The organism is Streptomyces sp. NPDC004111, assembly GCF_042874215.1.
Taxonomy (GTDB): Bacteria; Actinomycetota; Actinomycetes; order Streptomycetales; family Streptomycetaceae; genus Streptomyces.
Map to the genome: position 1 here is coordinate 75,300 of NZ_JBIAMU010000002.1, position 26,499 is coordinate 101,798.

Below are 26,499 nucleotides of genomic sequence, written 5' to 3' on the forward strand. Positions count from 1 at the left end.
GCCCTCCCGTGTCACCCCCTGCGCAGCACCGACGCGAGCCGGGACTCACGGAACTCCCTGCCGAGCCCGATCAGTGTCCACACCGTGCCGATCGCGACCAGCAGCCCCGTCACCGCCCACCGCAGCGGGCTCGCTCCCAGCAGCACCCCGTCGATCAGCCACGGCAGGGTGAGCACCAGCCAGAGCCAGCCCGCCGGCGCCGCCCAGCTCTCCGGGTCCGCCGAGCCGCTGAACAGCGCCCACAGGCCGATGCCGACGCACAGCAGGGCGACACCGGTCAGCAGCATCATGAGCCGCTGGGCGGGCGGCGGGTACGTCGAACTGTCGCCCCGCAGGCTCATCCCGACGAGACTCCCCTGCCAGACGCGCAGTTCGGCCCGGTCGCCCTCCCGGGACTTCTGGTAGAGGTCCCGGCCGACACCGATCTCCAGGGTGCGGCCGGGTTCGGGGCGGCGCAGGGTCACGCTGTACGAAGTCGAACAGGTCTGGCCGCCGCCGCTGTTGACGGTGCAGCTCTCGCTCCGGTCGCGGGACTCCACGACCGCGCTCTCCCGCCCCACGCACAGGTCGTCCGGCCGCGAAGTGGCCCCGCCGGGGCAGGCCGGTGCGTCGCGGAACACCCGGGTCTCCTCGTAAGCCCCGGTCACCCGCTCGGTGCTCCACACCGTTCCCACCAGGGCCGCGGCCACGATCAGCAGCCTCAGCCACCACCTGACGCGGCGCTGCCAGCGCCGCGTCAGCCCGCCCTTGGAGCGGTACTCCCAGTACACCGTCACCACGAAGACACTCGACAGCTTCACCGGCAGCCCCCGCAGTCCGTCCGTTTGCCTCCCCTTCCCCCGGCCTGCCCCACTTCATGCCGCCTTTCACGGTATCGCCGCCGGTTCCGCTCTCCCGGGCACGGGGGAACACACCGGCGAATCCCGGCGGGAGGACGCAAACGCCTTGTGGGGAGGGGACAAACCCGTCACCGCGAATCCGTCGCATCCGATTCCGGAGACCCTGGCAACACTGCTGACATGATGGGCTCGCAAATCTGGATCTTGTCCGGTTTCTCCATGTCTCTGGAGGCACAAGGTGGTTGGGAACAGTCCGGTGTCGGTGACGGGTGTCGGTGCGATGACTCCGGTGGGGGGTGACGCGGCGTCGTCCTGGGAGGGGCTGCTGGCCGGCCGGTCGGGGGTGCGGCCGATCGAGGCGGAGTGGGCGGAGCGGCTTCCCGTGGGGGTGGCCGCCGCGCTTCCGGTGGATCCGGCGTCGCTGCTGCCCCGGGTGCAGGCCAGAAAGCTGGACCGGGGCGAGCAGATGGCGCTGATCAGCGCGCGGGAGGCGTGGGAGGACGCGGGGGCGCCCGAGGTGGAGCCGGAGCGGCTCGCGGTGGTCGTCGGGACCGGTATCGGCGGTCTGCTGACGACCCTCGGGCAGGACGACGTCTTCGAGGAGTCCGGGGTACGGCGGCTGTCGCCGTTCGCGGTGCCGATGCTGATGGCCAACGGGCCCGCCGCCTGGGTGAGCATGGAACTGGGCGCGAAGGGCGGCGCCAGGACGCCCGTCAGCGCCTGCGCCTCGGGGGCCGAGGCACTCGCCCTCGGCCAGGACCTGATCCGGGCGGGCCGGGCGGACGTGGTGGTCGCGGGCGGTGTGGAGGCGTGTCTGCACCCCTTCATGCTCGGGGCGTTCGCGCAGATGAAGGCGTTGTCGACGCGGTCGGACGATCCCGCGGCGGTGTCCCGGCCGTTCGACGTGGACAGGTCCGGGTTCGTGATGGGCGAGGGCGCGGGGATGGTGGTCCTGGAGCGCGCCGAGTTCGCGCGGGCGCGCGGGGCACGGACGTACGGTTCGCTGGCGGGCAGTTCGGTGACGTCCAGCGCGCACCACATCACCGCCTCGGACACCGACGGACAGGTGCACGCCATCGGGATGGCGCTGCGCGACGCCGGTGTGGACGCGGCCGACATCGGGGTGGTGCACGCGCACGCCACCTCGACGGAGTCCGGTGACGTGGCGGAGGCCGAGGCGGTCGTCCGCGCCGTGGGCGGGCATCCCGTGGTCACGGCGACCAAGTCGATGACCGGTCACATGCTGGGCGCCTCCGGTGCCGTCGGCGCGCTGGTCGCGCTCCTCGCGCTGCGCGACGGCGTCCTGCCGGCCACCCGCAATCTGGCACGGCTCGATCCGCGCGTCGCGCTGGATGTCGTACGGGACGAACCGCGCAAGGGCCAGTGGTCGGCGGCGCTGGCCAACTCCTTCGGATTCGGCGGACACAACGTCAGCCTGGTGCTGACCAAGTAGCGGGACGGCCGGGACCGCCGCCGCGTTCGGCGGTCCCGGCCGCCGGGGCACAAGCGCGTGTTATGACCAGTCGCTAGTACCCGGATTCTTCGCTGTTCGGGACCCTGGGGCCGTTGATCCCCCGTCTCGCACACCTCTCGGTGTGTCCCCCGAAACGAGGAACCATGCGCATAACCAGGTTAGTTCCGACCCTTTTCGCCGCCGCCGTCTCCGTCGTCGCCCTGCTCGCCCCCACCGCGTCGGCCTCCGTCACCGCTCCGCCTCCGGCGACCACGGCCAACCAGCCGATCATCGGCGGCGGTTACGCCTCGAACGCGCCCTGGGCGGCGCGGCTCTTCTCCAACGGAAGAGAGACCTGTTCGGCCACGATCATCGCGCCGACCTGGATCCTCACCGCGAAGCACTGCGTCTCCGGGGGCGGTCTCTCGTTCCGGATCGGCAGCCTGGACCAGCACAGCGGCGGCACCACCGCCAACGGCGTCCAGACGTACACGCACAGCTCCGACCTCGCGCTGGTCCGGCTGGACCGGTCGGTACAGGGCACCTACTCCCCGCTCGGCCGCCCCGGTTCGGTGACCGTGGGGCAGAGCGTGCAGGTCTTCGGCTGGGGCGCCACCTCGCAGTGCGGCTCCGAGATCAACTGCCAGTCGCGCTACCTGAAGGTGGCCAATGTGACCGTGACCGGCGGCTGCACCGACGCGTACGGCGGCTCCGCCATCTGCGCCCGGCGGGGCAACGGCATCACCGCGGGCGGCGACTCGGGCGGCCCGATGACGGCCAACGGAGTCCAGGTCGGCGTCGCCTCGACCAGCGACCGGCAGACCACCACCGCGTACACGAACGTCACCGCCTACCGCTCCTGGATCCAGTCGGTCGCGGGCGTCTGACCGGCCCCCGACCGGACCTGGCAGGCCCCTGAGCGGCTCCGGGGGACCTGACCGGCCTTCGCTCCGGGGCGGCCGTCCGGCGCCCCGGAGCGAAGGCCCGTACGCCCCGTTCCCTCTCCGCCGGGAGGGGGCGGGGCGTACGGGAGGTTCGGGCCGGTGCCGTTCGCGGGCTCGACGCGGGCCGCCCGGCGCCGCGACAATGCCGTGGTGACGGCCCGTCCGGTACGCGGCCGGGCGGCGGCGGACGGGGGCGGCGGATGTCCTGGGCGACGAACGGGTGCCGGTGCGGGCACCCGCGCTTCCGGCACGGCGAGCCGCGCTTCTCGGGCTCCTGCGGGGCGCTCTGCGGCTGCTTCGTGTTCGAGCCGCCGGTGCGGCCGGCGGAGCCCGCCGCCGGTCCGCCCGAGATACCGGAGCCGCCGAGGACCCCGCATCCGTCCTGCCCGCCCCAGGACCCGGACTGCCTCGGATTTCATCCCTTCGAGGTGTGACCCCGACGGGGTGGTTCGCACCCCGGGGCGAAGCGGCCGGCCGGCCGGCCGCGCGGTTCCCCGGACACGGGTGCGTCCGCTCCCGGGGGAAGGGCCGGAGAGGTGCCCCGCCGGGGGTGGGGACGGAAAGCGGAGGCAATCCGTTCCGTTGTGACGCCGTGGGAAATTCCACTGCTCAACGGGCGCTCGACGTGAATTCGCGTGCTCCGGGCTGCGCTACGTTCGGGGGATGCGCTCCTCTTCCTCCCCGTGGCTCCGGCATGCCGCCGTGGGTCTGTCCGTCACCGCGATCACCGCGTTCGCCGGGGCGTCCCCCGCGTCGGCGAGCGTCCACCGTACGACGGAGCCGGCCTCCCTGCGCGAGGTGACCGCGACGGGGCAGCCCGACGGGAAGGCGCCGAAGACGCCGCCCGCGCAGATGTCCACGGTCGGCGGCGAACTGCTGGGCAGGCCGGGACCGCAGACCGGGGCGGGGGCGCCCGCACTGCCCAAGGACCTCTCGGCCCTGTCGTGGATCGTCTCGGACGCCGACACCGGCGACGTGCTCGGGGCGTCGAACGCGCACTGGGCCCTCCCGCCGGCCAGCACGCTGAAGATGCTGTTCGCGGACACCGTGCTGCCCGCCGTGCCGTCCGGCACCAGCCACAAGGTCACCCCGGCCGACCTCGAAGGCATGGGCTCGGGCAGCAGCGCGGTGGGCATCGTGCCGGGGCAGCAGTACAAGGTCTCCGACCTGTGGCGCGGAGTGTTCCTGCGGTCGGGCAACGACGCCGTGCACGTACTGGCCGCGATGAACGGCGGCGTGGAGAAGACCGTCGCCGACATGCAGAAGCGGGCGGCGGAGCTGGGCGCGAAGGACACCCATGTGCTCAGCCCCGACGGCTACGACGCCCCGGGGCAGGTGTCCTCCGCGTACGACCTGTCGCTGTTCCTGCGGGCGGGGCTGAAGAACAAGGACTTCACGGAGTACTGCGCGACGGCCGAGGCGAAGTTCCCCGGCGGCCCCAACACCAAGGGCAAGCCGTTCGCCATCGCCAACACCAACCGGATGCTGTCGGGGATCGGCGGGGTGGAGAAGTACCCGGGGCTGATCGGCGGCAAGAACGGCTACACCACGAACGCGGGCAACACCCTGGCCGAGGCCGCCCGGCGCGACGGCCGCACGCTCCTGGTGACGGTGATGAACCCGCAGTCGCAGAAGCACGACGAGGTGTACTCGGAGATGCGCCGGCTGCTGGACTGGGGGTTCTCGGCGGTCGGCCGGGCGACCCCGGTCGGCAGCCTCAACCCCATCGCCCCGCGGAGCGCCGGGGCCACCGCCCCGCCCGGAGCGGCCGGCACCACGCACGCCGCCGCCGCGGAGTCCTCCGGCGCCCCGGTCTGGGTGGGGCTCGGCGCGGCGGTCGTCCTGGCGGGCGGCGCGGTGGTCTTCGCGGTCAACCGCCGCAAGGGCGGCACCGACGACACGGCGGCCGGCTGACCGCGGCCGGCCGTCTCCGGCAGGGGCCCGGCGCCGTCTCCCACAGGGGCCGGCGGACCGTGGTCGGCGGGGTTTCGCAGCGGTCGGCGCGTGGAAGGACGTTCGAGGTCCGACCTGACGGTGGTTGCGGCGCGGCGAGTGGTGCCGCGCGGGCGTTTGGTCCTGGATGTCCAGGAACCCTTCCCAGGAACGGTGCACCGAGCTGACGACGCCCTCGCTCTCCTCCTCCCCCCGGCGGCGGGCAGGGGCGTGTCCGTGCCGCTCGCCCCGTTTCCCGCCGACCCCCGGAGGAACCCCTCGTGCCCCGACCACTGACCACGGCCCCGACGGGCGACAACTCCACCGCCGACAGGGCGGGCACCTGCGCGTCCCCGTACGCCCCGACCGAGCCGTGCGCGTCATGACCGGCGTCGCGGGACGGCCCGTCGGCCGAAGAGGACTCCTGGCCGGGGCGGCGGGGCTGGCCGCCGCGACCGCGGCGCCCTCGCCGGTACGGGCAGCGGTGGCGGGCGAGGGGCCGGCGGCCGAAGCCGGGTCCGCGGCTGTCGGCCGCGCCCGGTGGGCGGCGTCCTGGGCGACCGCGCAGACCGCGCCGATGCCGGGCGACACGGTGGCGCACCGGGGAGTGACGGACGCCCTGTTCCGGGCCGTCGTACGGCTGTCGGCGGGCGGGCGGCAGGTCCGGCTGCGCTACGGGCACGCCTTCGGCACCGTACCGGTACTGATCGGTCCGGTGACGGCGGGCGGGCGGCCGGTGACCTTCGGCGGGGAGCTCACCGGGTGGCTGTGCTCCGGTGCCTCGCTGACCAGCGACCCGGTGGCCGGACTGCGGGTGGAGCGGGGGTCCGACCTGGTGGTGGAGACGCGGCTGCCGGGACCGACCGGACCGTTGTCGTTCCACCGCGACACCCATGCCTCGCACTGGCTCGACGGGGTGCGCACCACCTCGGTGTTCCTGCTGACCGGGGTGGACGTGGCCGGCGGGGCTGCCGGGACGGCGGTCGCCGTGCTCGGGGACTCCATCACCGAGGGCGTCGGCACGCCCGACGACGCGAACCTGCGCTGGCCCGACCAGCTCGCCCGCAGCTTCCCCGGCACGGCCGTCGCCAACCTCGGGATCAGCGGGAACCGGCTGCTCCTGGACGACGTGCGGTTCGGCCCCGGCGGACAGGCCCGCTTCGACCGGGACGTGCGCGCCCTGCCCGGACTGCGCACCCTGGTCGTCGCGCTCGGGGTGAACGACCTCCAGCAGGAGCCGAACCAGAAGGATCCGGCGCGACTGCTGGCGGGGTACCGGCAACTGGTGGTGCGCGGGCACGACGCCGGGCTGCGGACGGTGGGCGCGACGATCACCCCGTTCGAGGGGTGGGCCCGCTGGAGTCCCGAACTGGACGCCGTACGCGGGGAGATCAACCGCGCGCTGCGCACCGGCCGGGTCTTCGACGCGGTCGCCGACTTCGACCTGGCGGTGCGCGACCCCGCCCGCCCCGCCCGGCTGCTGCCCGCGTACGACACCGGCGACCACCTGCACCCCAACTCCGCCGGACACACCGCACTGGCGAACGCCGTCGGGACACGGCAGTTGGGCGGCGCCCCGCCGCCCTGACCGCCCCGGCCCGCGGGCCCCGGACGCCGCCCGGCCCGGATTGTCAGTGGTCGCAAGTAGGTTCGTTCCTGTCCCGCCGAGAAGGCGTGGAAGTACCTCTTGCTGCCTAGGAGATGGTGTGTTGACGGATTGGGAGAGGTCCAGCACGGCCCGGGTGATCGCACCCGCGAAGCCGCGCAAGCTGACCAAGGTTCCCTTCGTGGAACTGGCCGACGGGCGGTTGCAGGGCGTCGTGTCCAGCGGGTCGGACATCGCGCGGGTGTACGTCTCGTCGGTCGCGGCCAAGACGTACGCGTTCACGTGCAGCACCAACAACAACCGTCCCTGCGGCGGCGCCAGGGGCTCGTACTGCAATCACATCCGGGCGCTGGTGAACGAGGCGGTGCTGCAGTACGGGGCCGAGCGGGTGGCCCGCTATCTGCGGGTCGAGTCCGAGGAGGCGGACGGGCCGAGCGCGGCGGGCCTCACCTACGACATGGGCCGCACCCGGCCCGCGCAGGGGGACGCGACGGCCGCCGCGCCCGTGTTCAGCCGGTTCCTGCGCCACCTGTCGTACCTCGAACTGGCCCCGGTCACCTCTCCGTTGCCGGAGATGCACTGGTTCCCGCCGACGCGGGCGGTGGCCTGATGCGTACCGATCTGCTCGTGGCGGACATCGACGGGCTGGACGAGGCCCTGGCCGCCGTCGACGCCTTCGACCGGGCGCTCGTCCCCGGGCTGCTCCGGCCGCCCGCCGGCGCGGTGGACGACCTGGCGGAGCTGGCGCGGGCCGTCGCGGACTCGCCGTTGGCCGCCCGCACGGCGGAGGCCGCCGAGAAGGCGGGCGCCGGTTCGGCGGGCGAGGACCACTTCGTGGCGCTGGCCGCTGCCAGGACCGCGCTGCTCGGTTCCGTGCACGACGCGCTGACGGCCCGTACGGCGGAGGCGACCGGGCGTGCGGCAGGTCCCGCGGCCGGCCTTCCGGACGGCGGGCAGCAGTCGGTGAACCTGCTGGTCGCGGCCCGCTCCTGGCTGTGCGACCTGGCACGGGCCGGCTGGCGCGGCATCGACCACGAACTGGTGTCCGGGGCCGCGCCCGTGGTCTCCGCGATGCTCGGGGAGCCGGGCCTGCGCAGGCTGGCGACACTGCTCGACGGGTTCGCCGTCGAACTCGCCGCCTCCTGCCCCGGGGCGACCCTGGAGCGGATACCGGTGCGCCGGTGGGCCGACCTGTGGTCGCGGGCCGTACTGCTGACGCTGCCGGGTGCGGCGGACGACGCGCCGTGCGGGACGGCCACCGGCCGTCTGCTGCCGCTCGGGGTCGACCTCCAGGAGCACGCGGGTGCCGTACAGGCCCAGGTGCACGCGGTGTTCGAGCCCGCGGACGGCGACGGGGCACGGCTGGTGCGGGCGTCGGTGTCGGTGCCCAAGCCGGATTCGGTGGTCGGGGCCGGTCTGTGGCAGTTGCTGCGCCCGCACCTGTCGCTGCTGGCGGCGGCCGGCGAGGGCCGTGCGATGGAGCTCACGGACATGCCGGTCACGGCGGCGGGCGACCTGCTCTGGAGCGAGGAGCACGCGCGGCCGGGCGGGAGCGCCGACCCGTTCGCCACCGCCCGGGTGGCCCTGCCCTCCGCCACCGACGCGGTGACACCTCCGCTGGACCGGCATCCGGTGCGCATCGCCGTGCCCGTGTTCCTGGAGGGGTACACGGTCGGGACCGGCGACGGGGGGACCACGTTCACCGTCGCGGGGCATCCGCTCGCGGTCGACACCGACCGGATCCCGGCCGCGTCGCCGCTCACCCCGCAGGCCGTCGAGGCGTCCGGGGCGTGCATCGGGCTGCTGCGCTGGGACGGCGGGACGTACCTGCTCCAGCCGCTGGCAGTCGAGACGACCGTACGGAAGAAGGCGGTGGCGCTGCACGCCGGCGGGTGGGCCGGAGGGACCACGGACAAGGCGGGAGCGAAGGCGGAGAAGGCGGCCACCGACGCGGTGGCGGTGCTGCGGGAGCGGGCGGGGAGGCTGTTGCGGAAATGACGACCGAACGGACTGAACCAGTGGTGCCCGCCGTCGCGGGAGCCCCGCGGGACGAGCGGGACAAGCCGGCGGAGCGGGCCGGGCAGCAGGCAGGCGGGGCCCCTTCGGACGGCCCGGCCCACGACAATCGCCGTCAGGTCCTTTACTGGCGTCTGCTCGCCCGCCTCTTCGAGCCGGAGGAGCAGGCCGCGCTGGAGTCCGCGAGCGTGGCCGTGGTGGAGGACATCGGGCTGCCCGCCGCGCTGCTGGACCCGAGGGCTTCGGTCGACTCCATCGTCCAGCGGCACCCCGAACTCGCCGCGGAGATAGACGGGTTGATGGTTCCGGAGTCCGACGGCGAGGACGCTGCGGACCGGGACCGGGCCGCCGAGGTCCGCCGTGCGGCGCTGGTGTCGAAGGTGCTCCTCAATGTGTTCGCCTCCCCCGGCGGGACGGTCAGCGCGGGTCAGCTGGCGGGCTGGCAGTCGGACGCGGGCTGGCTGGAGCGGGCGCTCGGCTGCCGGCCGGGCGAACTGCGCGGCGGCCGTGGGACCGGCACGGGAGCCGGTCCCGCGACGGGCGGCGGCGGAGCGGGCGTGAGCCCGACGGGTTCCGGCGGTGGACGTCCCGCTCCCGACCTCAGCAGGCTGATCCCCTCGATCGGCCCCGAACTCGGCAGTATCGAGGGTGAGCTGGTGCGGCGGATGCGGCTGCGCGAGGTGCTGGCCGATCCCCGGCTCGCCGCGCGGCTGACCCCGAGCATGTCGCTGATCGAGCAACTGCTGCAGGACAAGGACAACCTCTCCGGAGTGGCGCTGGCCAACGCGAAGAGCCTGATCCGCCGCTTCGTGGACGAGGTCGCGGAGGTGCTGCGCACCGAGGTGGAGAAGTCCACGGTGGGTGCGCTGGACCGGTCCGTGCCGCCCAAGCGGGTGTTCCGCAATCTCGATCTGGACCGCACCATCTGGAAGAACCTCACCAACTGGAGCCCGGAGGAGGAGCGGCTGTACGTCGACCGCCTCTTCTACCGGCACACCGCGCGCAGGACGACACCCCAGCGGCTGATCGTCGTCGTGGACCAGTCGGGTTCGATGGTCGACTCGATGGTCAACTGCACGATCCTGGCGTCCATCTTCGCCGGGCTTCCCAAGGTGGACGTCCATCTGATCGCGTACGACACCCAGGCGCTGGACCTCACCCCGTGGGTGCACGACCCCTTCGAGACCCTGCTGCGCACCCAGCTCGGCGGCGGCACCGACGGCACGGTCGCGATGGCGATGGCCCAGCCGAAGATCGCGGAGCCGCGCAACACCGCGGTGGTGTGGATCTCCGACTTCTACGAGTGGCAGACCGAGCCGCTCTTCGCGAGCATGGCCGCCATTCACCGCTCGGGCGCCAAGTTCATCCCCGTCGGCTCCGTGAACAGTTCGGGCCGCGGCAGCGTCAACCCGTGGTTCCGGGAGCGCTTCAAGGACCTCGGCACTCCGGTGCTGTCCGGTCACATACGCAAGCTCGTGCACGAGCTGAAGACGTTCCTCACCGCCTAGCGCGGCGCCTCCCGTACGCGCCCCTGCCTCAGCTACGCCCCTGCCTCAGCACAGCACTGCCCAAAACCCGGTCCCACACGACCACAATCCCCAGAAAGGCCCACCTATGTCCGATCTGCTGCGCGCCCCCGCCGAGACCAAGTACGCCGAGGAGCTGGACTGGCTGGAGTCGGTCGACGACAGCCCCAAGCCGTTCTCCTGGCGGCTGTCGCCCAAGATGGTGCGGCTGTTCATCCTGGGTTCCGAGCGCTCCGACGGCCTGGACCGGGAGATCTCGCAGAAGTGGTACGGCGACCGCAGCTTCGTCGAGCGCTCCATCGTCACGCTGGCCTCAGACCGCGGGCTGCTGCTCATCGGCGACCCGGGTACCGGCAAGAGCTGGCTGGCGGAGCTGCTGGCCGCCGCGATCAGCCGCAACTCCACGCAGGTGGTCCAGGGCACCGCCGGTACCACCGAGGACCACATCAAGTACTCGTGGAACGTGTCCATGGTGATCGCCAAGGGGCAGTCGCGGGAGTCGATGATCCCGTCCCCGATCATGACGGCGATGGAGACGGGCACGATCGGCCGGATCGAGGAGCTGACCCGCTCCACCAGCGACGTCCAGGACGCGCTGATCTCGATCCTGTCCGAGAAGTACATCTCGGTGCCGGAGCTGGACAGCGAGAACATCGTCTTCGCCAAGCCGGGATTCTCGGTGATCGCCACCGCCAACAGCCGCGACCGCGGCGTCAACGACCTGTCCTCGGCGCTCAAGCGCCGGTTCAACTTCGTCCGCATCCCGGTGGTGACGAACCGCAGGAGCGAGGCGGAGATCGTCCGGTTCCGCACCGAGGAGCTGCTCGGCCGCCACCAGCTGGACCTGGAGGTGCCGCCCAACCTGCTCGACGTACTGCTGCAGAGCTTCGCCGATCTGCGGGCCTCCGCGGCGGCGGCCGGCAGCGACGACGAGAAGCTGGAGTCGGCGCTCTCCAGCGCCGAGCAGATCGGCGTGCTGGAGGACGCGATCCTGCACAGCAACTTCTTCGGCGAACAGACCCTGACCGCACGCACCCTGGCGTCCTCGCTCGTCGGTTCGCTGGCCCGGCGCGAGCCGGAGGACCTCGCCATCCTCAACAAGTACCTGCACGGGGTGGTCGAGCCGCGCAGCAAGGAGGAGGGCGGTGCCTGGCCGGAGTTCCTGGAGGGCGGCCGCGACGCGATCGCGACCCTGTCGTGACGGGCGCCGTCGGCACCACCGAGGGCACCTTCTCCGCCCTGCGCACGCAGCTGGGCGGGGCCGCGGAGACGTTCGCGGACGGGCCCGGCTCCCTGGCGGACATCCTGCGGGGCATCGTCGACGACGTCGACCGGGCGGCGGCCGAACCGCTGGAGATCTTCCCGGTCTGCCACCACTCCCCCGCGTCCGCGCTCGCGATGGCCCGCCGGCTGCGGGAGAAGCAGCCGAAGGTGGTGTTCCTGGAGCTGTGCGAGGACATGGCGCCGCTCCTGACCGAGCTGCGCAACTGCCGGCTGCCGGTGGCACTGCAGGCGTTCGCCGGCGAGATCGACGGGTTCCCCGCCGAGTGGGCACCGCTGTCGGTGGTCGCGCCGATCACCGAGGCCTCCGCCGAGTACCAGGCGATCTCCTACGCGCTGGACACGCCGGGAGTGGAGCTGGTCCTCGTCGACCGCTCCACCGACCACGTCTTCCAGTGGGACGCGCGCCGGGCGCCCGAAGCGGCCGGGGAGGACGGGGCCGACGCGCCGCCCGCCGAGGAGGAGGCCGCGCTGCACGGCGACGCGGTCGGGGTGAAGATCGGCGATCTGCGTCCGCGCTTCGCCGAACTGGAGGAGCACCTGCTGCGGCACGGCAGGGTCCGGCACTGGAGCGAGTGGTGGCACCAGTACGTCGAGCTGCCTCTCGGCGGCGCCGACCACGACACGTACCGCCAGGTGATGTTCCTGATCGGCAGTCTGTTCCGGCGCCTGGCACCGGGTGATCCGGACCGGGTCGGTGTGGACGAGGACCGCGAGCGCTACATGTGGACCCGGATGCGCGAACACCTGGCCGCGGGCGGCGCCGACCCCGGCGACTGCCTCTACGTCTGCGGCGCCTTCCACGCCGCCAGCCGGGTCGAGGAGTTCGGGCTGCACGGCAGCGACACCTTCGACATATCACCACGCACCGCGACGAAGTGGCAGCACGGGCTGATCCCGTCCAGCCATGCCGCGATCGAGGCGCAGTTCGGTCTCACGGCGGGTTCGGTGTCGATCGCGGCCACGCTCTGGGCGAAGAACCTCAAGCGCACCCGGGTGGAGCCCTACCGGCTGGCCGGGCAGGCGGGGGCGCGGAAGGCGAAGCCCGGGAAGCGGGCGGCGGCCCAGGCCGCTCGACGGCCCGCCGCCGCTCCGGCACCCGCCGAGGACAGGCTGACCGGTTTCCTGGAGCAGCCTCCCGAGCTGGACCGGCTGGACGAGGCGGAGCTGCTCGGCTGGTCGGTGGAGATCGTGCGGGCGGCCCGCCGCAACGGCTACCTGGCGTCCACCGCCGATGCCATCGCCGTGTTCGAGACGTCGATCCTGCTGGCCGGGATGCGCGACCGGGCGAGGCCGACGCCGTACGACTTCCAGGACGCGGCGGTCACCTGCATCGAGAAGGAATCCGTGCCCGGCCGGCGGGACGTGCGCCGGCTGGTGGAGATCATGATGGGCGGCGACCGGATCGGCCAGGTCGGGTACGACGCGCTGCCGCCGCTGGCCAGGGACGTGCACGACCGGCTCGCCCCGCTGGGCCTCAAGCTCCAGCAGCGCGGGGTCCAGCGCGCCCTGCTGGACATCGCGTCCCGTCCCGAGCTCGCGCGCTGCTCCGACGTGCTGTGGATGCTGCGCCGGCTGATGCCGCACGGCACGGCCCGCCCGATCATGGGCGAGCGGAAGCTGGGCGAGCGGTCGATCCAGGAGTCCTGGGACCTGGCGCTGGGCACCCACCAGCGGGCGCTGATCGAGCTGGGGTACGAGGGTGTCAGCATCGAGCAGGTGCTGGAGCAGCGGCTGCGGCGCGCCGCGTACGCCCCGCGGGCCACGGCGGCCGTGGTGCTGGAGGCCGTCGAGGACGCGACGCTGTACCTGGGCAGCCGGCGGCTCGCCGACGAGCTGGGGGTGCGCGCGCTGGAGGTGCTGTCGGCGGAGCGCAGTGTGGACGGGGCGCCGGAGGTGCTGCGCCGGGTGCGGCGGCTGCTGGCCCATTACCGCACCAGTGAGCCGGTGCTGCCGGGGTGGATCGAGTCCTTCGCCAAGGCGGGGTACGCGCACTACTGCACCCTGCTGCCGATGGCGTTCACCGACGACGACGCGACGCCCCGGCAGGTGGCGGCGATGCTGGGCTTCCTGTTCAGCATGGAGGGCCTGGCGCTGTCGCTGGGCTGCGACCGGCACCAACTGGAGCTCGCGGTCGCCCAGTCGCACCCGGAGGGGCCGGAGAAGACGGCGCTGCTGTGGGCCGCCCGCTCGCACCTCGGCGGTCTCTCCCTCGACGGGCTGCGGGAGAAGTGGGACGCGCTGCTGGCGGACCCGCTGGTGGTGCCGTCCTGTCCGCGCTACCTCAGCGGTTTCGTGCACGCGCTGGAGCCGGTGCCCGCGCTCACCGGGTTCGTGGTGGAGGCGGTGTCGAACGCCTTCGCCCGGCTGCCGGACCCGGTGCTGCTGCCGTGGCTGCCGACCCTGATCACGTCACTGCGGGCGAACGGTGCGGAACTCGCGGCCCCGCTGATCCGTGAGGCCGGGCGGACCTTCCCGGGGCGGCTCGCGGAGCTGGACGCGTGGGTGCCGCCGTGGCAGGCGGGGCCCGCCGTGTCCCCGGGGGCGCGGCAGCCCCGTACGGAGGGCGGCCGGGGCGCGGCCCTGCTCGCCGCGCACCCCGCGACGTGCGACGCGGTCGCCGCGCTGCTGGGGTGCGAGGGCGAGTGGGCTGCGGCCGGGGCGGGCGGCGCGGGCGCCGTGCTGCTCGACCGTCACCCGGTCACCGCGCAGGCCCTGGAGGTGCTGCTGGCCGGGGTGTGAGACCGGCCGGGCCGTGGGAGGCCCCGGTCCGTGGCGATGCCGCGGACCGGGGCCTCTCCGGCTCGGGAGATCGGACCGGATCGGCGCGTGCCGGGTCAGGCCGGGCGGCGTGCGAGGTGCACGGCGTCCGGCACGCCCCGGGCCACCGGGATCTCCTCGGTCCGTACGTCGGTGAAGCCGGCCTCCCGCAGCGCCTCCTCGAAGGCGGTCGAGGGCTGCGCGGACCAGACGGCCAGCACGCCGCCGGGGTTCAGCCGGGTGCGGCAGGCGGCCAGGCCGGCGGGGGTGTAGAGGTTGCGGTTGTCGTCGGTGACGGTCCAGTCGGGCCCGTTGTCGATGTCCAGGCACAGGGCGTCGTACCTGGCCGGGCCGGCGTCCGCCCGCTCGTCGGCGGGAGTGCGCAGATGGGCCACGAGGTCGGCGTGCAGGATCGTCACCCGCGGGTCCGCGAGGGCGGGACCGGAGACGGCGGACAGGGGCCCCTCGCGGTGCCAGTCGATGATCGCCTCCTCCCGCTCCACCACGGTGACCGGGCCCCACCGGTCCTGGGCGGCGGCGTGCGCGAGCGAGAAGCCGACGCCGAGGCCGCCGATCAGCACGGAGGGCGGAGGCGAACCGGCCGGCCGGGCGCAGAGGGCGTCGTACGCCGCGTCGACGAGCAGCCGCTCGGAGCGCCCGTCGGAGGTGTCCATCAGGAAGCAGCCGTTCGCGATGATCTCGTACGTCTCGCCGCGCCTGCGCAGGGCGACCTCGCCGTACGGTCCCTGCCTGCGGTCGACGTCGACGGCTTCGGCGGGGTCGTCGTGCCGGGGGCCGGGGCCGGCGTGGAGAGCGTGGGCTGACATGTGCGGTCCTTTCCGCGGCCGTCCCTGTGGGCCGCTCACCCGGCACTAACGACGCCCCCGCCCCGCGAGTTCCAGGGCGCCCGCGCTCCGGGAGGACACCACCCTGCGCAGGTGAAAACCGGTCGGGTTAGCATATGAGCGCCGCCTAGCTCGAAAGAGAAACCTGTGACTGTCAACGACGACTCGTTCACCCACTGGAAGAACCGCGAGGAGATCGCGGAGTCGATGATTCCGATCATCGGCAAGCTGCACCGGGAGCGGGACGTGACGGTCCTGCTGCACAGCCGTTCTCTGGTGAACAAGTCGGTGGTCAGCATTCTCAAGACCCACCGATTCGCCCGCCAGATAGCCGGTGAGGAGCTCTCGATCACCGAGACCCTTCCCTTCCTCCAAGCGCTCACCACGCTCGACCTCGGCCCCTCCCAGATCGACATCGGCCTGCTCGCCGAGGCGCACCGCGCCGACGACCGCGGCCTGTCGGTCGAGGCGTTCACCGCCGAGGCCGTGGCAGGCGCCACCGGCGCCAACAAGATCGAGCGCCGCGAGCCGCGCGACGTCGTGCTGTACGGGTTCGGCCGGATCGGCCGCCTGCTGGCCCGGCTGCTCATCGAGAAGGCCGGTTCCGGCAACGGCCTGCGGCTGCGCGCCATCGTCGTCCGCAAGGGTGCGGGCCAGGACATCGTGAAGCGCGCCTCGCTGCTGCGCCGTGACTCCATCCACGGTCAGTTCCAGGGCACGATCACGGTCGACGAGGCGACCGACACGATCTACGCCAACGGCAACGCGATCAAGATGATCTACTCGGACGACCCGACCAAGGTCGACTACACCGAGTACGGCATCAAGAACGCCATCCTGATCGACAACACCGGCCGCTGGCGCGACCGCGAGGGGCTCTCCAAGCACCTGCGTCCCGGCATCGACAAGGTCGTGCTGACCGCCCCCGGCAAGGGCGACGTCCCGAACATCGTGCACGGCGTCAACCACGACACGATCAAGCCGGACGACCAGATCCTGTCCTGCGCCTCCTGCACCACCAACGCGATCGTCCCGCCGCTGAAGGCGATGGCGGACGAGTTCGGCGTGCTGCGCGGCCACGTGGAGACCGTCCACTCGTTCACCAACGACCAGAACCTGCTGGACAACTACCACAGCTCGGACCGTCGCGGCCGGTCCGCGCCGCTCAACATGGTGATCACCGAGACGGGCGCCGCCTCCGCGGTCGCCAAGGCGCTGCCGGACCTCAAGGCGACCATCACGGGCAGCTCGATCCGCGTTCCGGTCCCGAACGTGTCGATCGCGATCCTGAACCTGCGCCTGGCCCGCGAGACCACCCGCGAGGAGGTCCTCGACTACCTGCGCAACGTGTCGCTGAACTCGCCGCTGAAGCGCCAGATCGACTTCATCAGCGCCCCCGACGCCGTCTCCAGCGACTTCGTCGGCTCCCGCCACGCGTCGATCGTGGACGCGGGCGCGCTGAAGGCCGAGGGCGACGACGCGATCCTCTACCTCTGGTACGACAACGAGTTCGGCTACTCCTGCCAGGTCGTCCGGGTCGTCCAGCACGTCTCCGGGGTCGAGTACCCGACCTTCCCGGCGCCGGTCGCCTGACGGCACGAGCGGTGAGCGACGGCGGGTGGAGCGGCTTCGGCCCCTCCGCCCGCCGTTCGCCGTTGCCCGCCCGCCCCGGACGCACGGCCGGGCGGTACGCCGACGGGGGCGCTCCGCCGCAGCGGAACGCCCCCGAAGGTGCTTCGGCCCGATCGGCCGGTCCGGATCAGAACTCGTCGGCGCCGTTGCGCAGCTCCGGCGTCCAGTAGCCGGTCTTGGCCACGGCGTCGTCGACCGCGATGCCGCCCGCCACCGAGACGACCTTGCTGCCCTCGGCCGGGCCGTCGGCGGCGAAGAGGTTCACGTTGAAGGAGTTCACGGCGTGGTTCTCCTCCTCGCGGCCCCCGTTGTTGACCCGCACGGCCGCGTAGGCCGGGGCGCCGGGCTGGAGCACGACCGGGGTGCCGGGCTTGCTCTTGGCGACGGCCGGGACGTCCTTGGCGGTCTGGATGTCGCCGAACGCCAGCAGCGGGTACTGCAGCAGGGTGCAGGCGCGGCCCGAGGTGTTCTTCGCGGTCAGGGTGATGTGCGTGGTGGGCGTGCCGTCCTGCTTCGCGGCGCTGATCTTCACGTCGTTGACGGTGCAGGCCGGGGCCTTGCCCTTCTTGGACGCCTTGCTGCCGGCCTGGGTGGCCGGGGCCTTGCCGCCGGAGGTGCCCTGCCCGGCCTTCTCCTCCTGGCCGCCCGTCTTGTCGTCCTTGCCCTCGGCCTTGTCGCCGGCCGTCGCGTCCTTGCCGGCCGTGTCGGTGCCGGCTGCGGAGTCCTTCGCACCGTCCTGGGCGGCGGACGGGGCGGAGGTGCCCGCGCTCTTCGCGCCGCTGCCGTCGTTGCAGGCGGTGAGGGTCAGGCTGAGCGCGGCGAAGGCGGTGGCGGCGAGGACGACGGGGCGACGGACGGTGTGACGCATGTGGGGGCTCCCGGGAGATGCGGTGGAATCGGCGGGATGCCCCGCTCGGGCATCCGCTCTGACTTCAGCTTCGGGCCCTGCCTTGTCGTTCCACTCACGTTCCACTAACGCTTTAGTTTTTCTCCTTCTCGCAGCTCAGGAGGGGTCCCGAGGTACAGGCGCGGCAGTCCGCGGGCGTCCCTGCGGGCCAGTCCGCGGGAGATCCGCAGCGGGTCGAAGCCGGGGTCGCGGTGCGGCAGGCGTGCCGGGTCGGCCAGGACCGCACCGGCGCAGACCTCGGACAGCAGGGGCCGCTCCAGGATGCGGCCGGCCGCGGAGATGCCGCTGAGGGCGGTGCCGAGGATGCCCGCGCCGAAGCTGGAGTTGGCGCCGACCGCGTACAGGCCCCGGACGCCGGTGCGGATGCTGGGGCGGCGGCCGTGCCCGCCCCAGTCGTCGAAGCCGTACGGGGTGCCCGAGCCGCCCTGGACGTAGCGGTGGTTGGTGTGGGCGGTCGCGGTCTCCAGATGGGTGATGTGCGAGCGGAACGGGCCGAGCGCCGACTCCGCGATGTCCACCAGGGCGTCGCGCAGCCGCGCCTTCCCCCGCTCGTAGCCGGGGTCGCGGCGGTAGCGTCCCGGCGGGCCTTCGAGGGGCGGCACCAGGGTCATGACCTGGAAGTTGCTGTGCCCCGGCGGGCAGACGGAACGGCTGCCGGGGTCCTTGAGGGAGCCGAAGGAGAGGAACGCGAAGGCCGGGTCCCCGCCGCGCAGGGCCGAGGCGTACGCGCCCTCGACGTCGGTGTGCGCCCACCACCAGATGTTGGTGTTGGGCAGGTCGAGCGGGTGGTCGAGGGCGATGTACGCGGTGGCCACGGCAGCCCGCATGGTGGCCCGGCGGGTCCGTTCCACGACCGCGGGGGAGAAGCCCCGGCCGCCGCAGAGGTCGAGCACGGTGCGCCGGTAGTCGGCGTTGGAGACGACGAGCGGCGCGTGCACCTGCTCGCCGCCCGCGAGCCGCACCCCGGCCACCCGCCGGTCGTCCGTGACGAGGATCCGCTCGACGGGACAGCGGGTGCGGACCTGGCCGCCGTACGCCTCGATGACCTCGACGAGCGTGGCGACCATGGTCTGGCCCGAGCCGACCGGTGCGTACGCGCCGCGCAGGTAGTGGTCGAGCATGGTGGCGTGGGTGGAGTTGAGGGTGGTGGAGGGCGGGGTTCCGTAATTGCCGGACTGGGCGGAGACCAGGGTGCGGGCGGCCGGTCCGAGGCCGCAGTCGTCGAAGAGCTCGCCCAGGGTGCGCCCGCCCCAGCTCAGCAGGGCGCTGGACATGGGGGCGCGGGCGGCGCCCGGCGGGGTGGTCATACCGCTGCGGAGGTCGGCGGCGACCGCGCGCAGCACCCCCACGCAGCGCGTCAGCCGGTCCCGCTCGGCGGGCAGGGCGTCGCACAGCCGGCCCAGGTAGGCGTCCCAGCCGACGGGCACGTCCACGGTGGTGCCGGGCAGCACGATGCGGTCGAAGCCGTCGGTGTCGAGCGGGCGGAAGGCGACCCGGTCGGAGCCGATGCCGAGGCCCCCGAGGACGGCGGGCAGGAGCCCGTCGGGCCCGCAGTCGCCGACGTAGTGCATGCCGACGTCGAACTCGTAGGCGCGGCGGCGGCGGAAGACCTGCGCGTTGCCGCCGGTCACATCGTGCTGCTCGGCGAGGAGGACCCGCAGGCCCGCGACGGCGAGGTAGGCGCCGCAGACGAGCCCGCCGATCCCCCCGCCGACGACGACGGCGTCGAAGCCGGACACGGGGGCCGAGGCCGTGGACGCGGATGCCGTGGACGCGGACGCCGTACGGGCGGGGTTCGCGCCTTGGGCGGGTACGGGCCCGCGTGTGTGCTCGGTGCGCTCGGTGCCGGTGTGTGCGGCGTGCTCGGAGCGCTCGGACTGCTCGGTGTGCTCAGAGCGCTCGGAGTACCCAGAGCGCTCGGACTGCTCAGAGTGCGAGGCCACCGTGCACCTCCAGGACGCTGCCGGTCACGTACGAGGCCCGGTCCGAGACCAGGAAGGCGGTGAGGTCGGCGACCTCGGCGGCGGTGCCGAAGCGGCGCAGGGCCACCGCCTTGCGGAGCCGGTCGCGGTCCCGGTCGGGCAGGGCGTCGGTCATGTCGGTGTCGATGAGCCCGGGGGCGACGGCGTTGGCACGGATGCCGTGCGGGCCGACCTCCTTGGCCAGGGCCTTGGTGAAGCCGATGATCCCGGCCTTGGCCGCGCTGTAGTTGGTCTGGCCGGAGTTGCCGTGGACCCCGGCGACCGAGGAGAGGGTGACGACGCAGCCGGAGCGCCGCTTCAGCATGGGGAAGACGGCGGCCCGGCAGGTGTGGAAGACGCCGTCGAGGTTGGTGTCGAGGACCTGGTGCCATTCGTCGTCGCTCATCAGGGCAAGCGGCCGGTCGCGGGTGACGCCCGCGTTGGCGACGACCGCGCCGACCGGGCCGAGTCCGTCCTCGGTGCGGGCCACCCACTCCTTGGCCTCGGCCGGATCGGCGACATCGGCCCGGACGGCGAGGATCCGCACACCGTGCTCACCCGCCTCCTTCTCGACCCGGCGGGCGGCCTCCTCGTCGGAGCGGTAGCAGAACCCGACGTCCCAGCCGTCCTCGGCCAGCCGCAGCACGACGGCCGCACCGATGCCCCGCGACCCGCCGCTGACCAGCGCCACCTTGCGCGTGCCCGTGCCCACCGCGCCGGTGGTGCCCGTCCCGCCCGTACTCTCCGTGCTCATCGCGCTTCCTCTCCCATCCGCAGCACCGCCGCCGCCACCAGTCCCTGTCCGTCCACCGAAGTGATCACCGCGTGCCCGCCGGGGGCCTGTCCCGCCGAGGCCAGTACCGCGGCCAGCTGAAGGGCGGAGGAGGCGGCGCCGGTGTCGCCGAACAGGGCGCCCAGGTCCGGCAGTTGCTCACGGACCTGCCGGGGGAACAGCCGCTCCAGCGCCCGCCCCTCCGCCTCGTCCAGGCCCGAACCGCTCACCGCCCACACGTCGGCGGCGGCGACCCTGGCCCGGGCCAGCGCCCCGACCACGGTCGCCCGCACCGTCTCCCCCGGCTCCTCGCCCTCGGGAACCTGCCGGGTGTGCACGGCGAGCACGCTGGCCAGCGGGGGTACGGGCGAGGGGAGTCCGGCCGCGCCGAGCCGCAGCACCGCGGCCCCCTCACCCATGACCACGGGAGCGGCGACGGCCGCCCGGCCGCCGTCGGCGGCCCCCGTGCCGCGGCGGCTGCGCGCCTCCAGCCAGGCGCGGGCCGGCGAGTACTCCTCGACCCCGCCGGCCAGCACCGTACGGGCGCGGCCCGCCCGCAGCAGCCGCCGGGCGTACAGCAGCCCGAGCAGCGCGCCGGCCCGGCCGCCCGCCAGGGTGGTGTTGGGCCCCTGGATGCGGTGGCGGATGGCGCACTGGGCGGCGGCGCAGTTCATCACGCTGTTGGGGATGACCCCGGGTTCGACGTCGTAGGGGCGGTCGCCGGTGAGCGAGGAGCGGGTGAAGTCGGTCATGGACTGCACGCTGCCGGTGGTGGTGCCGAGGACGAGGGCGGTGTCGGGCCCGGCCTCGGTGCGGCCGTCGGCCAGGACGTCGCCGACGGCGGTGACGGCGAGCGCGGTGACCCGGTCCATGTCCCGGGTGCCCTTCTTGCCGAGTACGGCACGTGGTTCGAAGTCCGGTACCAGGCAGCCCAGTTGGCCTTCCTGTCCGGGTACGAGGGAGAGGGCGGGCCGGCGGGCCCTGACCCCGGAGGTGAAGTCTGCGGCGGCGCGCCCGTACGGGGAGAGCGCGGACCAGGCGGTGATGTTCATGGGCTCGTTCCTCGCGGGGGTCAGGACGGGACGCGGCGGCGGTTCTCGGACCGCTCGCCGTGGCGGAACGCGTCGCGGCTCCCGGGGCGCTCGCCGTGCCGGGGCGCGGGGCGGGGCCCGCGGGGGCCGACGGGCCGGTTCTCCTGCGCGCCCGACGGCCGGTTGTCCTGCGCGCCTGACGGCCGGTTGTCCTGCACGCCCGTCCGCCGGTCCTCGTAAGCGCCCGCGTACCTGTTCTCGTCCGGGCCTGCGGGCCGGTTCTCGTGCCGGGCGTCGTAGCGGCCCAGGACGACCGCCGCGTTATTGCCCCCGAAGGCGAGTCCGTTGTTCTGGACGATGCGCAGGTCGGCCCCGATCGCCCGGTTGGGCACGCAGTCCACCGCGCACTCCGGGTCGGTGGTGCGGTGGTTGATGGTGGGCGGCACGAACCTGTGGGTGATCGCCAGGCAGCAGGCGATGGCGCCGAGTGCGCTGGCCGCGCCCATGGTGTGGCCGAGCATCGACTTCAGGGAGATCGTCCGGGGCGGGGTGTCGCCGTAGACCCGCCTGACGGCACGGCTCTCGGTGACGTCGTTGGCCTTGGTTCCGGTGCCGTGCGCGGAGATCAGGTCGACCTCCGCGGCCTTCACCCCGGCGTCGTCCAGGGCGAGTTGGAGGCACTGGGCGACGCTGTCCTCCTGCGGGGCGACGGGGTGGTACGCGTCGCAGTTGAGCCCGTACCCGAGGACCTCGGCGTAGATGTGGGCGCCGCGGGCGAGCGCCGAGTCGAGGCTCTCCAGGAGGAGCATTCCGGCGCCCTCGCCGGTGAGGATGCCCTGGCGGTGGGTGTCGAAGGGACGGCAGTGGTCGGGGGCGATGGTGCCCAGGCGGTAGAACGCGGCGAACGTCTTGCGGCAGAAGGCGTCGGCGCCCCCGCACAGCGCGAGGTCGGCGTCCCCGTGCCGGATGGCGTCGAGCCCGTTGCCGATGGAGTAGTTGCCGGCCGAGCAGGCGGTGCCGATGGTGAGGACCTCGGCGTCGGCCAGCCGCAGTTCGCGGGCGGCGGCGATGCCGAGCCGGGCGGCGGGGATGCGGCGGGCGGCCCGTCCGGTGACCGCGCCGGGCCCGCCGTGCAGATGGGTCTCGGTGATCCGGTCGAGGTCGTAGGACTCGCCGTCGGTGGTGCCGACGGAGATCTGGCAGCGCACGCCGCGCAGGTCGTCCTCGGTCAGTCCGGCGTCCTCGACGGCCATCCGGGCGGCGGCGGCCGAGAACTGGGCGGCCCGCCCGTACTCGGCCGGCGCGATGCGGCGCAGCATCCGCGCCGGGTCGAAGTCGGGCACCTGGCAGCCGTTGGCGTGCGCGAACCCGGTGGTGTCGAACGCGGTGATGGGGCTGACCCCACTGCGTCCGGCACGCAGCCCTGCGGTGAAGTCGGCGGTGCCGGTGCCGATGCTGGACAGGACGCCGAGTCCGGTGACGACGACCCGGCGGGGCGCGGGTGTGCGAGCCGGGCGGGGCCCGCGCGTGCGGGCCGCCGCGGCGGTGGAGGGGAGACGGGAGCGGTCGGTCATCGTCGTCGCTACCAGCCCGCCGTCTCGGCCAGCACCTGCCGCACACCCGCGAGGTGCGTCATGCGCGGCATCTCGTTCTGGTCGATGGTGACCCGGAACTCCTTCTCCAGTGCGGCCAGTACGCCGATGAGGGCCAGGGAGTCCGCACCGTGCTCCTCGACGAACCGGTCCCGCTCGCCGAGCTCGTCGGGCTCCAGTTCCAGGCGGTCGCAGACGATGTCGGTGATCCGGCTCTGGCGGGCGTCGTCGGTGATCCGGAAGGGGCGGACTTCGGTGGTCTGCATGGCTGTCAGGGCTCTCTTCTCTCGAAGTGGCGGGGAAGGGCGGCCCGGCGGTGTTCCGCGGGGCGCCGGGTTCGGGGGGGGCGCCGGGTTCGGCTGGGCGCCGCAGCCGCGCACTGGCTCGGGCGGCGGTACGGGCCCGGGGGCGCCCTGTTCAGCAGAGGACGGCGGCCGTCCGTCGGGTGGACCTCCACTCCCGCAGGCCGACCTCGTCGCGTACGTCCGCGCAGACGTCCAGCACCCGGTCGACGTCGGCGTCGGTGAGTTCGCTGTGCACCGACAGCCGCTGGACGCAGCGCCGGGCGGGCACGGACGGCGGGACGAAGGCGGCGCCGAACACGCCGCGGGCGTCCAGCGCCTGCTGGAGCCGGCGCACGCCCGCTTCGGTGCCGGGCTGGAGCGGGATGATCTGGCTCTCGCTCGGGGCGATGTGGTAGCCGAGTTCGCGCAGCCCCTCGCGCAGCCGGCGGCTGTTGTGCGCCAGCCGCATCCGGCGGTCGTCGGCCCCGGCGAGCACCACCAGCGCGGTGGCCAGGCCCGCCACGTCGTGCGGCAGCAGGGTGGAGCTGAAGACGGCCCCCAGGGAGTGGTACGGGAGGTAGTGGGCGACCTCGCGCGCACAGGCGATCAGTCCCGCGCGGCCCGCGAAGGCCTTGGCGAGGCTGGCCGTGCGGTAGGCGACCCGGTCGGTGAGGCCGAGCGCGTCGACCAGTCCGGCGCCCTGGAAGCCGAGCACCCCGAGGGTGTGGGACTCGTCGGCGACGAGGTCGCAGCCGGTGCGGCGGGCGACGGCGGTGAGTTCCAGGAGCGGGCAGAGGTCGCCGGTGACGCTGTAGAGCGTGTCGAAGGCGATCAGCCCGGGGCCGTGGGCGCGGACGGAGCGTTCGAGGTGGTCGGTGTCGTTGTGCGCGAAGGGGCGTGCGACGGCGCGGGCTGCGGCGATGCCTTCCCACAGCGAGGCATGGGCGAGTTCGTCGATGTACACGGGGGCGCCGGGCCGGCAAATGGCCTGAATGAGACCGACGTTCGCGGTCCAGCCGGACTGGCAGAGCATGACCGCGGGTGCGGTGAGCCAGCCGGCGAGCGATGTTTCGAGGTGGCGCAGCGGGTCGGAGTCCGTGGTGAAGACCCCTGACATCAGGGCGCCGTTGCCCTGGTCCCGGAGGCTGCGCACCTGGGCGTCGAGCACGGCGGGGTGGCTGCCGAGCGCCAGGTAGTCGTTGGACATGAGCGTGAGGTCGGTGCTTTTCGGCGTCGCGCGGCCCCGGTAGAGGGGGCCGCCCCAGCTCGCCTGCCGGATCTGCCACGCCTGCAACCGTTCCTGGAGGAACGAGAGTTCGCCGGACATCACACCTCGCACGAATTGTCGGATTCACGGGCGCGGGCCGATGACCGGTAAGGGTGCACCGGCTGCGCTGTGGTTGACGGGACGGCAAGACTGTAGGGGGGAAAAGAATCAGCCATGTACCAGGCCATCCCTAGGACATATGTCCAAAAGGGCTGTTGAAGCATGATCAATGCAGTTCAGGGGCACATCTGCAGAAACGTTCCTGGAGAATGGCCGAAAATGACTTCACTCCCTTGGGTGCGCAAGGGAATCCCTTCGGGTAATCCTCCGAGCTTCCTGGTATCTGCCATGTCAAATCGCACAGACCTTTGCAGATGCGCCATAAAGTGGATTATCTTGCCGCACATGCAGTCCTACACAATCGGCCAGGCGGCCCGTTTGCTCGGCGTCAGCCCGGACACCGCACGCCGTTGGGCGGACGCGGGCCGGGTCGCCACCCACCGCGACGACAGCGGCCGTCGTCTCATCGACGGGCGTGATCTGGCCGCCTTCTCCGTCGAGGTCGCACAGAACGGCACCGGCGAGGAGGACTCCTCCTACACCTCGGCCCGCAATGCCTTTCCGGGCATCGTGACCGCGGTCAAACTCGGCGACGTGGCGGCCCAGGTGGAGATCCAGGCCGGGCCGCACCGGCTCGTCTCGCTCCTCACCAGGGAGGCCGTCGAGGAGCTGGGGCTCGAAGTGGGCATGCAGGCCACCGCCCGCGTGAAGTCCACCAGCGTGCACATCGACCGCACCTGACCGGTACGGCTGCCCACCGCGTCCGGCGCCGCCGCGCCACCCGGCACCCGCGCACCGCCGTCCCGCCACCCCTGCCGCGCCCCGCACCACCGTCCCGCCCTGCGCAGTTGACATGCCCTGTGCAGCTGTTCCACCTCGGTTCCACCTCGCGCAGCTTTCTGCACGCAAGGAGTTGTCCCGTATGAAGACCGCCGTCACCGGACGCCGCACCGCCAGTGCCGTTCTGACCGCAGCCCTGCTCGTCCCGCTCGCCGCCTGCGGGGGCGGCGAGGAGAAGAAGTCGGCCGCCCCGGACTCCGGGGCCGCGCTGACCGTGCTCGCCGCCGCCTCGCTCACCGACGTGTTCAAGACGGCGGGCGCCGCCTACGAGAAGGCGCACCCCGGCACCAAGGTGACCTTCTCCTTCGCCGGCTCCCAGGAGCTGGCCTCGCAGGTGAAGAACGGCTCGCCCGCCGACGCCCTGGTCACCGCCGACCAGAAGACGATGGACGGGCTGAAGTCCGACACCGGCACCCCGGCCGTCATCGCGAAGAACCGGCTCGTCATCGCCACCGGCGAGGGCAACCCGAAGAAGGTCGCGGCCCTGAAGGACCTCGCGAACAAGGACCTCAAGGTGGTGCTCGCGGCCCCGGAGGTGCCGGTCGGCCGGTACAGCAAGAAGATCCTGGACGCCCAGCACGTCGCCGTGAAGCCGGTCTCCCAGGAGCCGAGCGTCCGGGCCGTCCTCAGCAAGGTCGAGCTGGGCGAGGCCGACGCCGGGCTCGTCTACAAGACCGACGCGGCCACGGCCACCGACAAGGTCGACGCCGTCGACATCCCGGACGCGCAGAACGCGGTGGCCTCCTACCCGGCCGCCACGCTCAGGACCACCAAGAACGAGAAGGCCGCCGCCGAGTTCGTGAAGTGGCTCTCCGGCCCCGAGGCACAGAAGATCCTCCGCGACGCGGGCTTCCAGCAGCCGTAACCGGACCGGACGGGCCCCGTCCACCCGCCACCCCGGCCGCGCGGGGCCCGTCCCGCCCCACCGGCCGCGCGGGGCCCGTCCCGCCC

The 26,499-nt window shown here is 73.2% G+C and carries 20 protein-coding genes and 1 pseudogene; 12 read left to right on the plus strand and 9 right to left on the minus strand.

What is annotated here, in order from left to right; all coding sequences use genetic code 11:
* Positions 1 to 11: 11 nt before the first annotated feature.
* Positions 12 to 800, minus strand: a complete 789-nt coding sequence (locus ACFYVL_RS04845) for a hypothetical protein (RefSeq protein WP_389241379.1) — start codon at positions 798 to 800, stop codon at positions 12 to 14.
* A gap of 277 nt (positions 801 to 1,077) precedes the next feature.
* Between ACFYVL_RS04845 and ACFYVL_RS04850 the strand changes: the two genes are divergently transcribed.
* The 9 genes from ACFYVL_RS04850 to ACFYVL_RS04890 all read left to right on the plus strand — a co-directional run bounded on the left by ACFYVL_RS04850 (position 1,078) and on the right by ACFYVL_RS04890 (position 14,339).
* Positions 1,078 to 2,292: a beta-ketoacyl-[acyl-carrier-protein] synthase family protein gene (locus ACFYVL_RS04850; protein WP_389241380.1), complete on the plus strand. Its 1,215-nt coding sequence runs from the start codon at positions 1,078 to 1,080 to the stop codon at positions 2,290 to 2,292.
* Positions 2,293 to 2,456: 164 nt separating this feature from the next.
* Complete coding sequence (locus ACFYVL_RS04855; protein ID WP_389241381.1) at positions 2,457 to 3,179, plus strand: S1 family peptidase; 723 nt, start codon at positions 2,457 to 2,459, stop codon at positions 3,177 to 3,179.
* A 720-nt stretch (positions 3,180 to 3,899) separates the two neighbouring features.
* Complete coding sequence (locus ACFYVL_RS04860; protein ID WP_389241382.1) at positions 3,900 to 5,150, plus strand: D-alanyl-D-alanine carboxypeptidase family protein; 1,251 nt, start codon at positions 3,900 to 3,902, stop codon at positions 5,148 to 5,150.
* A 400-nt stretch (positions 5,151 to 5,550) separates the two neighbouring features.
* A complete protein-coding gene (locus tag ACFYVL_RS04865; RefSeq protein ID WP_389241383.1) occupies positions 5,551 to 6,756 on the plus strand; it encodes an SGNH/GDSL hydrolase family protein in 1,206 nt (401 codons plus the stop codon).
* Between the two features lie 121 nt (positions 6,757 to 6,877).
* Positions 6,878 to 7,384 (plus strand): hypothetical protein, encoded by a 507-nt coding sequence (locus ACFYVL_RS04870; protein WP_389241786.1) that lies wholly within the window; start codon positions 6,878 to 6,880, stop codon positions 7,382 to 7,384.
* Positions 7,354 to 8,772 (plus strand): hypothetical protein, encoded by a 1,419-nt coding sequence (locus ACFYVL_RS04875; protein WP_389241787.1) that lies wholly within the window; start codon positions 7,354 to 7,356, stop codon positions 8,770 to 8,772. Before ACFYVL_RS04870 ends, ACFYVL_RS04875 begins: the two co-directional genes overlap by 31 nt.
* Complete coding sequence (locus ACFYVL_RS04880) at positions 8,769 to 10,298, plus strand: VWA domain-containing protein (protein ID WP_389241384.1); 1,530 nt, start codon at positions 8,769 to 8,771, stop codon at positions 10,296 to 10,298. The genes ACFYVL_RS04875 and ACFYVL_RS04880 overlap by 4 nt, the downstream gene beginning before the upstream one ends.
* A 106-nt stretch (positions 10,299 to 10,404) precedes the next feature.
* Positions 10,405 to 11,517, plus strand: a complete 1,113-nt coding sequence (locus ACFYVL_RS04885) for an AAA family ATPase (RefSeq protein WP_389241385.1) — start codon at positions 10,405 to 10,407, stop codon at positions 11,515 to 11,517.
* On the plus strand, positions 11,514 to 14,339 hold the full coding sequence (locus ACFYVL_RS04890) for a hypothetical protein (RefSeq protein ID WP_389241386.1): 2,826 nt from the start codon (positions 11,514 to 11,516) through the stop codon (positions 14,337 to 14,339). Before ACFYVL_RS04885 ends, ACFYVL_RS04890 begins: the two co-directional genes overlap by 4 nt.
* Positions 14,340 to 14,434: 95 nt before the next feature.
* Here the strand turns inward: ACFYVL_RS04890 and ACFYVL_RS04895 are convergent, their stop codons facing one another.
* Positions 14,435 to 15,184 carry a spermidine synthase gene (locus ACFYVL_RS04895; RefSeq protein WP_389241387.1) on the minus strand — a complete coding sequence of 250 codons (750 nt, stop codon included), beginning with the start codon at positions 15,182 to 15,184 and terminating at the stop codon, positions 14,435 to 14,437.
* A gap of 165 nt (positions 15,185 to 15,349) precedes the next feature.
* Between ACFYVL_RS04895 and ACFYVL_RS04900 the strand changes: the two genes are divergently transcribed.
* The gene (locus ACFYVL_RS04900; RefSeq protein WP_389241388.1) at positions 15,350 to 16,795 is read left to right on the plus strand and encodes a glyceraldehyde-3-phosphate dehydrogenase; all 1,446 of its coding nucleotides are present in this window, start codon (positions 15,350 to 15,352) and stop codon (positions 16,793 to 16,795) included.
* A gap of 166 nt (positions 16,796 to 16,961) precedes the next feature.
* On the opposite strand, the gene ACFYVL_RS04905 is transcribed toward ACFYVL_RS04900, so the two are convergent.
* The 7 genes and pseudogenes from ACFYVL_RS04905 to cqsA all read right to left on the minus strand — a co-directional run bounded on the left by ACFYVL_RS04905 (position 16,962) and on the right by cqsA (position 24,708).
* Positions 16,962 to 17,702 (minus strand): DUF4232 domain-containing protein, encoded by a 741-nt coding sequence (locus ACFYVL_RS04905; protein ID WP_389241389.1) that lies wholly within the window; start codon positions 17,700 to 17,702, stop codon positions 16,962 to 16,964.
* Between the two features lie 104 nt (positions 17,703 to 17,806).
* Positions 17,807 to 19,684 carry a phytoene desaturase family protein gene (locus tag ACFYVL_RS04910; protein WP_389241390.1) on the minus strand — a complete coding sequence of 626 codons (1,878 nt, stop codon included), beginning with the start codon at positions 19,682 to 19,684 and terminating at the stop codon, positions 17,807 to 17,809.
* A complete protein-coding gene (locus ACFYVL_RS04915; protein WP_389241391.1) occupies positions 19,668 to 20,456 on the minus strand; it encodes an SDR family oxidoreductase in 789 nt (262 codons plus the stop codon). The genes ACFYVL_RS04910 and ACFYVL_RS04915 overlap by 17 nt, the downstream gene beginning before the upstream one ends.
* A complete protein-coding gene (locus ACFYVL_RS04920; protein ID WP_389241392.1) occupies positions 20,453 to 21,526 on the minus strand; it encodes a beta-ketoacyl synthase N-terminal-like domain-containing protein in 1,074 nt (357 codons plus the stop codon). Before ACFYVL_RS04920 ends, ACFYVL_RS04915 begins: the two co-directional genes overlap by 4 nt.
* 269 nt (positions 21,527 to 21,795) lie before the next feature.
* Positions 21,796 to 23,079, minus strand: a pseudogene (locus tag ACFYVL_RS04925) (beta-ketoacyl-[acyl-carrier-protein] synthase family protein); the annotation flags it as partial.
* 8 nt (positions 23,080 to 23,087) lie between these two features.
* Positions 23,088 to 23,363, minus strand: coding sequence for an acyl carrier protein (locus ACFYVL_RS04930; RefSeq protein ID WP_389241393.1), 276 nt, complete (start codon positions 23,361 to 23,363; stop codon positions 23,088 to 23,090).
* Between the two features lie 151 nt (positions 23,364 to 23,514).
* Positions 23,515 to 24,708, minus strand: a complete 1,194-nt coding sequence (gene cqsA, locus ACFYVL_RS04935; protein WP_389241394.1) for an alpha-hydroxyketone-type quorum-sensing autoinducer synthase — start codon at positions 24,706 to 24,708, stop codon at positions 23,515 to 23,517.
* Positions 24,709 to 25,053: 345 nt separating this feature from the next.
* Here cqsA and ACFYVL_RS04940 point away from each other — a divergent pair, with 345 nt between their 5' ends.
* Together ACFYVL_RS04940 and modA are read left to right on the plus strand one after the other, a co-directional pair.
* A complete protein-coding gene (locus tag ACFYVL_RS04940) occupies positions 25,054 to 25,449 on the plus strand; it encodes a molybdopterin-binding protein (protein ID WP_389241395.1) in 396 nt (131 codons plus the stop codon).
* 181 nt (positions 25,450 to 25,630) lie between these two features.
* Entirely contained in the window at positions 25,631 to 26,413 is a 783-nt protein-coding gene (gene modA, locus ACFYVL_RS04945; protein WP_389241396.1) for a molybdate ABC transporter substrate-binding protein, read from the plus strand.
* Positions 26,414 to 26,499 lie beyond the last annotated feature (86 nt).

What these genes read in the sequence shown, in the direction of transcription:
- ACFYVL_RS04920 (WP_389241392.1), bottom strand. Translation starts at nt 21,526, where the DNA reads ATGAACATCACCGCCTGGTCCGCGCTCTCCCCGTACGGGCGCGCCGCC.
- cqsA (WP_389241394.1), bottom strand. Translation starts at nt 24,708, where the DNA reads ATGTCCGGCGAACTCTCGTTCCTCCAGGAACGGTTGCAGGCGTGGCAG.
- ACFYVL_RS04885 (WP_389241385.1), top strand. Translation starts at nt 10,405, where the DNA reads ATGTCCGATCTGCTGCGCGCCCCCGCCGAGACCAAGTACGCCGAGGAG.
- ACFYVL_RS04895 (WP_389241387.1), bottom strand. Translation starts at nt 15,184, where the DNA reads ATGTCAGCCCACGCTCTCCACGCCGGCCCCGGCCCCCGGCACGACGAC.
- ACFYVL_RS04905 (WP_389241389.1), bottom strand. Translation starts at nt 17,702, where the DNA reads ATGCGTCACACCGTCCGTCGCCCCGTCGTCCTCGCCGCCACCGCCTTC.
- ACFYVL_RS04865 (WP_389241383.1), top strand. Translation starts at nt 5,551, where the DNA reads ATGACCGGCGTCGCGGGACGGCCCGTCGGCCGAAGAGGACTCCTGGCC.
- ACFYVL_RS04940 (WP_389241395.1), top strand. Translation starts at nt 25,054, where the DNA reads ATGCAGTCCTACACAATCGGCCAGGCGGCCCGTTTGCTCGGCGTCAGC.
- ACFYVL_RS04855 (WP_389241381.1), top strand. Translation starts at nt 2,457, where the DNA reads ATGCGCATAACCAGGTTAGTTCCGACCCTTTTCGCCGCCGCCGTCTCC.
- ACFYVL_RS04880 (WP_389241384.1), top strand. Translation starts at nt 8,769, where the DNA reads ATGACGACCGAACGGACTGAACCAGTGGTGCCCGCCGTCGCGGGAGCC.
- ACFYVL_RS04930 (WP_389241393.1), bottom strand. Translation starts at nt 23,363, where the DNA reads ATGCAGACCACCGAAGTCCGCCCCTTCCGGATCACCGACGACGCCCGC.
- modA (WP_389241396.1), top strand. Translation starts at nt 25,631, where the DNA reads ATGAAGACCGCCGTCACCGGACGCCGCACCGCCAGTGCCGTTCTGACC.
- ACFYVL_RS04860 (WP_389241382.1), top strand. Translation starts at nt 3,900, where the DNA reads ATGCGCTCCTCTTCCTCCCCGTGGCTCCGGCATGCCGCCGTGGGTCTG.
- ACFYVL_RS04915 (WP_389241391.1), bottom strand. Translation starts at nt 20,456, where the DNA reads ATGAGCACGGAGAGTACGGGCGGGACGGGCACCACCGGCGCGGTGGGC.